This window comes from Listeria cornellensis FSL F6-0969, from assembly GCF_000525855.1.
Classification (GTDB): Bacteria; Bacillota; Bacilli; order Lactobacillales; family Listeriaceae; genus Listeria_A; species Listeria_A cornellensis.
Genome location: NZ_AODE01000017.1, coordinates 60,889 through 69,026, shown reverse-complemented (window position 1 = coordinate 69,026; position 8,138 = coordinate 60,889). Strand labels below are relative to the sequence as shown.

Here is an 8,138-nt window from a genome sequence, read left to right as displayed (position 1 = left end):
CTATGGGTCAATGGAGCTCCGGTTAAAAATGCAACATTGAGCAACGGAAACTTCACAATCAATGGTCTGGCAACCATCACGAAAGCGACTGATAAAGTAGAAGTCGTAGCCGTCAACGCAAGCTTTAAAGAAGTCAACCGTAAAACAGTACAAGCTGGCGAATAAGCAAGTAATAGCCAGTCACACATGAAAAGAACCACGCGATACAACAACACCTATAGAAGGGACACTTCAAAAAAAAGAAGTGCCTTCTATAGGTGTTTTTTGTATACGCATGCCTCTCGCAGAGGAAACTGCGCGGCTTTTTTTGGGGGGGATATGCTTTTTATTTTGCCGTGGCGCTGTGTAATGTTTTTTTTATCTTTGGGTGTGGTGATCATAACAGCGATGCAAGAGGCTAGGCAGAAGGCGACATTCGTTAGTAGGCCAACCATTGCTGCTAAATTGATATTACCGCTTGCTGTGATGACGCCATAAATGGTTGCTGAAATCGCGATGCCGAATGAGCCGCCGAGTGAGCTGGCCATTTTGTAAATACCAGATGCTATACCGACTTTATCCTCTGGTGCATTAGAAATCGCGGTATCAGTGGATGGTGTTGCGTACATACCGAGTCCAACTCCGAATAGGGAAAAACCGATAAAGACAACAACCGTGTAAATTGTGTCTGGTAGGAACGTGAGAGACGTCAGCGCGATTCCAGTAGCCGTGATAAGTGAGCCAAAAATCATTGGTTTGCGCGCGCCGATTCGTTGCAATATTTTTTCACCGACCCGAATCATGCCGAGGACACAGACGAGATAACCGATGGATAAAAGGCCAGACTGGAAGGCGGTGAATCCTCGACCGATTTGGACATACGTATTGGCGACGACAAGCGTTCCAGCAGCTGCATTTAAAAGGAAATTCGACACTGTGGCACCGGTATAGGCTCGATTTTTGAATAGGGCAAAGTCGATAAATCCATTGCTTTGTTTTAATTCGATATAGAAGAATAGAGCCGCGGCGACTAAGAATACGGCGATTAACGTGAGGGTAATGGCGCTTCCCCAGCCAAAAGTGGAGCCGCGAGTAATCACTAAATTGAGACTGACCATGGCAATAATGAACGTGATTAAACCGCCTAAATCGAATTTTGATTTTTTACCAGTTTGTGCAACTTTGCTTTCGGGGGTACCTTTAATGAGTAGCATGCCGAGTAGGGCGAAAATGATGGAAATAATGAAAATCCAGCGCCAACCCATATATGTGGCAATCGCGCCGCCAGCAAAAGAACAGATACCAGAACCGCCCCAAGAGCCAATGGACCAGTAACTCAGCGCGCGTTGACGATCTGCTCCGTCAAAATATGTTTTCATCAAGGAAAGTGTGGCAGGCATGATGCACGCCGCGGAAAGTCCTTGAATAATACGACCGATAATCAGCAATGTGGCGCCTTGGGTTAGGACTAAACAGAGCGAGCCGATAATGCTCAGCGTTAAACCGATATAGGTTAACTTCATCCGGCCAAATTTGTCAGCCATTCCTCCTGCCACAACGATAAAAATACCTGAAAATAGTGCGGTCAAACTAATAGCAATGTTCAGTAAATCAGAAGAAATACCAATATCTTTTTGAATGGCTGGAACAATGTTTACGAGTGATTGTGCAAATAGCCAAAATGTGATGACTCCGAATACGATTCCTATGATGAGTTTATTTGTGCCTTTGTATGCCGTTTGTGTCATTGTGCTTCCCCTCCTAATAGTAGGTTAGAAATTAATCTTGTTTTCTATTATAGAGGTACATATGTGGGGAAACAGTACTTTTTTTTGTCGAATATACATCGTATTTTTGTCTTATGGGATATTGTGATTTCAAGGAGAACAAAAAGAGGTGCTTGATTTTATGCACTTTTTGGGAGAAGCGGGCTACGAGGGGATTTGGGGCATTGTTCGAAGTAATATGTTATACTATTTGCAGAAATATCGAGGGGGAATGGGAATGTCTGAGATCGTTACAGCCTATTGGGAATCGTTTGCGAAGGAGCGTGATTTAGACTTGGAATGCCCAGTTGCATGGGCGTTTGGCTATGGTGCTGAAATGGCGAATCGGCTGGGAGCACTCGTTGTAGATGGTATTAAAACAGCCTCTTGTGCGGCATACTGTGTCCATGAAATTGAAGGCGAGGCGATTCCGGTAGTTGGTGAATATAATATCGTTTTGGATGGGAAAAATGAACCATTGGTGATTATCCGATATACCGAAGTGGAACTTGTGAAAATGAATGAAGTGACGCGGGACTTTGCGAGGTCTGAGGGAGAAGGCGATCTTAGTTATGAGTATTGGTATGACGCACATGTGAGGTTTTTTACGTCGGAATTAGCGCAGTTTGGGTTGACGTTTACGCCAGATTTATTGCTTGTGTGTCAGCGGTTTGAAGTTGTTGAGGTGAGATGAAAATGAAGGCGTGCAGCTACTTTTCGAAGTAAATGCACGCCTTTTCTTATTTTAATTCAAATTTAGGAACTTCTAAAAAATTAGAAATCGTCACAACCGCTGCGCCGAACAGAATGGCTTCTTCGCCGAGGCTGGCTTTTTTGATTTCGATATTTTGTGCGGTCAGGTGTGGTAATTGGGTTCTTAGTTTCTCGGGAAAATCAGGAATGAGGCGGCTGATTTCGCTGTGAATGGCAATCACTTTTGGGTTGTAGAGGGTGATCACATTGTGGACGGCGATGCTCAAATAGTCCATCATATTCGAGATGAGTTTCGTAGCAATGGCATCGTTCGCAGCATAAGCGCGGTATAGGTCGGGAATGATGGCTTCCTGATTGTCCGTCAGTTCGCGATACGTGTCTAAAATCACTTTTTCGGAGCTATAGGTCTCAAGGCAACCTTTCCCACCGCACGTGCAGGGATTTCCGTTTGCCTGGACGATCATGTGACCAATCTCGCCGCTGAGACCGTTTTCGCCAGTGTAAAGCGTGTCGTTTGTGATGATTCCGGCGCCAACTCCTGCGTGAATACTGATGCAAACAAGGTTGTGGTAGGCGCTATTCTTCGCATGTTCGCTGAGCGCGAGTAGGTTCGCCTCATTCTCTATGAAAATCGGATAATCGAAGTTCGCTGCCAATTCTTCTACCAGCGGGAAATCGGTGAAATCATAGGCTGGCGTGAAGATAATCTGGTTGTTGTGGACAATGCCATGAATCGCGATGGTCATACCAACAATGCCAAAAGGTGATTTTGGGAGCTTCGTGGTGATTTCTTGGATGATGGTGACTAAATCAGCGGTGATTGTGGTTTTTTCGATGGTCCGGAAGGGAAGTAGCTTGCGATTTCGGATCGTACCATCCAGATAATGAATCATCGTATCTATGTAATCGTAGCCAAGATCCACGCTAATCGCGAAACCCGCGGCTTTATTGAGCTCGAGCATAATCGGTTTTCGGCCGCCTTGAAGGGTACTTTCGCCGATGCCAACTTCTTTGATTAATTTTTGTTCGATTAGTTTTTTGACGATGGCGGAAACACTTGCTTTATTTAGGCCGATTTTTTCGGAAAGATTCGCGCGTGAAAGAGGACCGTCGTTAACGATGACGCTCAAAACGGTGCGTTCATTGGCTTCTCTAATTCCAGTTCGATTTGTAAACATTGTGGTACCCCCTTGTTCTCTTATCTATTGTAGCGGTAAAAGAGGGCTTTGTCTAATAAGAAAGCGCTTGACAAAATGTTATGTTCGTATTATTATTATGTTAGTTAGTTTATTATGCTAACAAACTTGATGAGGAGGGACAAATAATGAAATTTACAGATGGGATTTGGCTTGTAAAAGAGGGCTTTGAAATCCAGAATCCGAAAGAAGTATTTGACTATAGTTTGAAAGCGGATACAGTTACTGTTTATGCTCCTTTTAAAAAAATTAAATCGCGTGGGGATACGCTGAATCTCGGTTTGATGACGACGGAGATTAGTTCGCCGCGAGAAGACGTGTTTACAGTGCGTTTGAAGCATCATGATGGCGGGAAGCGTAAGTCGCCTGCATTTGGAATTAATGAGCAGCAAGTTTTTCTGAATACGACGGACGACGAGAAAGCGATTACAATCGAGTCGGGTAATTTGAAAGTTGCGATTGATAAGGAAAACTATGCGTTGTCTTTTTATGGGGACGGGCAGTTTTTGACGAAATCGGATGTGAATGGGCAAGGTTATATTACGTCTGCGGATCAGAATTACATACGCGAACGGCTTGATTTGGGCGTTGGAGAGAATATTTATGGACTTGGCGAGCGCTTTACGAACTTTGTGAAAAACGGCCAAACGGTGGATATTTGGAATAAGGATGGTGGCACGAGTAGTGATCAGTCGTACAAGAACATCCCATTTTTTGTGAGTAATAAGGGGTATGGTGTTTTTGTGAATCATCCGGAGCATGTGTCGTTTGAGGTTGGCTCGGAGCACGTGTCGAAGAACCAGTTTAGCGTAGCGGGTGAGGCGTTGGAGTACATGATTATTTACGGTCCAACGATGGAGGAAATTTTGCGGAAGTATACGGATTTGACTGGGAAACCTGCGTTGCCACCTGCGTGGTCGTTCGGCTTGTGGCTGAGTACGTCGTTTTGTACGGATTACGATGAGGCGACGGTGAACTCATTTATTGATGGCATGAAGGAGCGCGATATTCCGCTTGATGTGTTCCATTTTGACTGTTTTTGGATGAAGGATTTTGAGTGGTGTAATTTTGAGTGGGACCGTCGTGTTTTCCCAGAACCTGAGAAAATGCTCGCGAACTTGAAGGCGAAGGGCTTGAAAATCTGCGTTTGGATTAACCCGTACATTGCCCAGAAATCAGCGCTTTTTGCAGAAGGTAAGGAGCATGGCTACTTCATAAAAAATAAAGACGGTTCCGTGTGGCAGTGGGATTTATGGCAAGGTGGGCAAGCGATTGTTGACTTTACGAATCCGGCGGCATGCGCGTGGTATCGTGATAAGTTGAGCGCTTTGATGGATATGGGTGTGGATGCGTTCAAGACGGATTTCGGCGAGCGGATTCCGACAGATGTGCAGTATTTCGACGGCTCTGATCCTGAGAAGATGCATAATTATTACGCGTATATTTACAATGAAGTGGTGTTTGATCTTTTGAAGGAGAAGCGCGGCGAGCAAGATGCGGTGTTATTCGCGAGATCGGCAACGGTTGGATCGCAAAAATTTCCGGTTCATTGGGGCGGCGACTGCCTTTCTACGTATAGCTCGATGGCGGAATCGTTGCGCGGCGGTTTATCGTTTATGCTGTCTGGATTTGGTTTTTGGAGTCATGATATTGGCGGTTTTGAAGAGGGCGCGACACCTGATATTTACAAGCGTTGGACGCAGTTCGGGTTGTTGTCATCGCATAGTCGTTATCATGGGAACGTGGAGTATCGCGTGCCGTGGATTTTCGATGAGGAAGCGGTGGACGTGACGCGGAAATTTACGAAGCTGAAAATGCGTTTGATGCCGTACTTGTTCAAGCAAGCGGTGACGGCGCACAAGGATGGTATGCCGATGATGCGTCCGATGGTGCTTTCATACATGGAAGATCCAGCTGCTGCAACGCTTGACCGTCAGTATATGCTGGGCGAGAATTTACTCGTAGCTCCGATTTTTAACGAGGAAGGTCGCGGCGAGTTTTATCTTCCAAAAGGCAAATGGACGAATATCTTGACTGATGAGGTTTACGACGGTAGCACGTGGGTTAGCGAGCATCACGACTACATGAGTTTCCCGTTATTGGCGAAGGAAAACAGCATTATCGTGTGCGGTTCGCGGGATGACCACGCCGAATATGATTATGCGGAAAACCCAACGATTCACGTATACGGTTTTGAAACGGCGGACGCGAGCGCGGAAACCGTGATTTACCAAGCAAACGGTGCGCAAAAAGCAACAATCCGCGTGGAAAACAACAATTCCGAAATCACGGTTCATACAGACGGTTTGGCAAACTACGAAATCATTTGGCATAAACAACACGAATCAGGGATAAAAACATACGAAACATCTGAAAAAACAATCAAACTAGCATAAAAAATCGAGCCCGTCTCCGCGTCGAGATGGGCGACTACAAAAAAGGTGGGAAAATATATGGAAGCAACAGGAAGAATATCGACGGAACAGCCATTGAAAGCAATGGTGCCATGGAAAGAACGAATTAGTTACGGTTTAAGTGATACAGCATGTAATCTAGCATTTCAAGTTATTTCGACCTATTTAATGTTTTTCTATACAGACGTTTACGGACTAAGCGCGGCCGCAGTTGGAACGCTATTTCTAGTCGCGCGCGTGATCGATGCCTTTGATGGACCGATTATCGGGATTTTCATCGATCGTACCAATACACGCTGGGGCAAAAGTCGACCATTCTTCCTGTGGTTCGCGATTCCATTTGGCCTCATGTGCGTGTTAACCTTTACAACACCAGGCTTTGACGACGCTGGAAAATTGGCATGGGCTTATATCACCTATATTTTAGTAGGTATTTTATATTCTTGCGTGAATTTGCCGATCACATCGATTTTGCCAAGTTTGACGAATAATCCGCAAGAAAGAACAGTTTTGGGAACAATTCGCCAATTTGGTGGAACGCTAGGACAAATCATTGTAACCGTGTTCACATTGCCAATCGTAGCAGCACTCGGAAAAGGCAATGACCAAAAAGGTTTTTTCCTCACGATTTTAATTTTTTCCATCGTGGCTGTGGTATTATTGCTGAACACTTTCTTCAACACGAAAGAACGGATTGAAAACGTACAAAAAGTCGTACGTGTGAAAGATAGTGTGAAGGCGATTAAGCGTAACTGGCCGTGGGTTATCATGATTTTGATGAACTTCATTTACTGGATGGCTATGACGATGAAAAACCAAACGACGATTTACTTCTTCAAATATAATTTGGGACGTGAAGATCTGGTACCGATGATTATGGCGCTGGCGTTTGGATCCCTTTTGACATTGCTGATGACGCCTGCTGTGGCGGGAAGATTGGGCAAACGAAACACGATGGTCGGCGGACTTATTTTGGCGATTATCGGACAAGCGGTTATGGGCATTGGGGCGTATAGTTTGAGCGTGCCGATTATCATTGTCGGCGTTGTGATTAACGCGTTTGGAACTGGATTCATCTCCGGATTGCTTTCGGTTATGCTTGCCGATACCGTCGATTATGGCGAGTGGAAAAGCGGCGTGAGAGCACAAGGATTGCTGACTTCCGCATCAAGCTTCGGCGCGAAATTCGGAATGGGAATTGGTGGTGCGATGACTGCTGGGATATTAGCGGCGGGCGGTTATCAAGCGAATAAAGTCCAATCTACGAGCGCGCTACATGCGATTGAGTTCAACTTTATTTGGATTCCGATTGTTGGCTTTGTGATTGCAGCGATTGCGTTGATGTTCTATAAAGCGGATAAGCAGGAGAAGATGTATCTTGTGGAATTGGCGGAACGTAACGCGAAGTTAAAAGAAGAACAATAAGGAAGCGAGCCACTCCAAATCGGGGTGGTTTTCTTGTGGTATACTTTTAGAAAAAGAAATGAGGCGATTTTGATGTCCATGATTAGTCCGTTAGCGACCCCGTACGAGTTTGAACGTTTTGTAAAGACTGGTGAGGAAAGATGGAATAGCAGGGAAGGCGCAGAAATCACGACGGTTGTTGTTCATCATATGGCAAAAACTGATTTTGATGAGGTTCCGGAGGTGTGGCGAGAACGGGAAGCTTCGGCGCATTATGGAATTGGGCCAAACGGTGAAATACGAGCGTATGTTGGCGAGGAAAAAAGAGTTTGGCATGCACGGGCGGCAAATTCTTATTCGATTGGGATTGAGTGTTGTAATGTTACGGAAGGCCCGGAGTGGGAGGTTAGTGAAGCTACGATTGATTCGCTGGTGTTATTAATTCAAGATATTAACACGAGGTATGGTAGAAAAATGCGAATTGTCGGGCATCAATGTGCGGAGGGGAATTCGGCGGAGACAACGGAGTGTCCGGGGCCATCGCTGATTCCTAGATTAGCGGAGATTGTTGGACGGGTGAATAATTGAAGCGTGAAAACAAATTTTGAAGAGTAGTGCAATCAGGAGATTTCCTAGTATAAATACCACTCAAATTCATAGTTTTG

General features: G+C 45.2%; 7 protein-coding genes. 5 read left to right on the top strand and 2 right to left on the bottom strand.

Annotation, left to right across the window (positions count from 1 at the left end; all coding sequences use genetic code 11):
- Window positions 1-165, top strand: a 165-nt coding sequence (locus PCORN_RS21260; protein WP_159102549.1) for an immunoglobulin-like domain-containing protein, incomplete at its 5' end; no start/stop codon positions are given.
- Between the two features lie 86 nt (window positions 166-251).
- On the opposite strand, the gene PCORN_RS07415 is transcribed toward PCORN_RS21260, so the two are convergent.
- A complete protein-coding gene (locus PCORN_RS07415) occupies window positions 252-1,727 on the bottom strand; it encodes an MFS transporter (protein WP_051999321.1) in 1,476 nt (491 codons plus the stop codon).
- A gap of 256 nt (window positions 1,728-1,983) precedes the next feature.
- Here PCORN_RS07415 and PCORN_RS07410 point away from each other — a divergent pair, with 256 nt between their 5' ends.
- A complete protein-coding gene (locus PCORN_RS07410) occupies window positions 1,984-2,439 on the top strand; it encodes an ASCH domain-containing protein (protein ID WP_420912021.1) in 456 nt (151 codons plus the stop codon).
- 46 nt (window positions 2,440-2,485) lie between these two features.
- On the opposite strand, the gene PCORN_RS07405 is transcribed toward PCORN_RS07410, so the two are convergent.
- A complete protein-coding gene (locus PCORN_RS07405) occupies window positions 2,486-3,637 on the bottom strand; it encodes an ROK family transcriptional regulator (RefSeq protein WP_036078980.1) in 1,152 nt (383 codons plus the stop codon).
- A gap of 146 nt (window positions 3,638-3,783) precedes the next feature.
- Here PCORN_RS07405 and yicI point away from each other — a divergent pair, with 146 nt between their 5' ends.
- From yicI to PCORN_RS07390, 3 genes are read left to right on the top strand one after another with little or no spacing between them, the layout of a single operon-like run.
- A complete protein-coding gene (yicI, locus tag PCORN_RS07400) occupies window positions 3,784-6,051 on the top strand; it encodes an alpha-xylosidase (RefSeq protein WP_036078977.1) in 2,268 nt (755 codons plus the stop codon).
- 57 nt (window positions 6,052-6,108) lie between these two features.
- A complete protein-coding gene (locus PCORN_RS07395; RefSeq protein ID WP_036078973.1) occupies window positions 6,109-7,494 on the top strand; it encodes a glycoside-pentoside-hexuronide (GPH):cation symporter in 1,386 nt (461 codons plus the stop codon).
- 33 nt (window positions 7,495-7,527) lie between these two features.
- A complete protein-coding gene (locus PCORN_RS07390; protein WP_149024283.1) occupies window positions 7,528-8,061 on the top strand; it encodes a peptidoglycan recognition protein family protein in 534 nt (177 codons plus the stop codon).
- The last annotated feature ends 77 nt before the right edge of the window (window positions 8,062-8,138 follow it).

Bases quoted from the DNA above. Each gene is read 5' to 3' on its own strand.
- PCORN_RS07395 (WP_036078973.1), top strand. From the start codon at position 6,109: ATGGAAGCAACAGGAAGAATATCGACGGAACAGCCATTGAAAGCAATG.
- PCORN_RS07405 (WP_036078980.1), bottom strand. From the start codon at position 3,637: ATGTTTACAAATCGAACTGGAATTAGAGAAGCCAATGAACGCACCGTT.
- yicI (WP_036078977.1), top strand. From the start codon at position 3,784: ATGAAATTTACAGATGGGATTTGGCTTGTAAAAGAGGGCTTTGAAATC.
- PCORN_RS07410 (WP_420912021.1), top strand. From the start codon at position 1,984: ATGTCTGAGATCGTTACAGCCTATTGGGAATCGTTTGCGAAGGAGCGT.
- PCORN_RS07415 (WP_051999321.1), bottom strand. From the start codon at position 1,727: ATGACACAAACGGCATACAAAGGCACAAATAAACTCATCATAGGAATC.